Source organism: Pseudomonas sp. HY13-MNA-CIBAN-0226, from assembly GCF_040310305.1.
GTDB classification, from domain to species: Bacteria; Pseudomonadota; Gammaproteobacteria; order Pseudomonadales; family Pseudomonadaceae; genus Aquipseudomonas; species Aquipseudomonas gregormendelii.
This window is the reverse complement of the sequence record NZ_JBEOPS010000587.1, coordinates 1-240: the sequence shown is the minus strand read 5'-3', so window position 1 is coordinate 240 and position 240 is coordinate 1. Positions and strand designations below refer to the sequence as shown.

At 45.0% G+C, this 240-nt stretch carries 1 pseudogene; it reads left to right on the top strand.

Features of this window, described 5'->3' with window-relative positions:
* Positions 1 to 240 (top strand): annotated as a pseudogene (locus tag AAEZ05_RS30025) (tyrosine-type recombinase/integrase); the annotation flags it as partial.

Sequence of the window (240 nt, the reverse complement as noted above, 5' to 3'; positions counted from 1 at the left end):
AACCAAAGGTGAGAAAGAGCGCAAAATACACATCCCGACACGATTGATGGAGGACTTGTGGCGTTATGTCAATGAGGCTCGTTTTCAGAAGCAACAAGAGTCGGAAGTGGAGTCAAATTGCTTGTTTTTAACGCCTGATGGTCAAGGGTGGGCTTCTCAAGGTTCTGCTTTTGGTAAGGCTCTCAAGTCGCTTAAATTACCCTTTCACGTATCACCGCATATGTTAAGGCATACTTATGC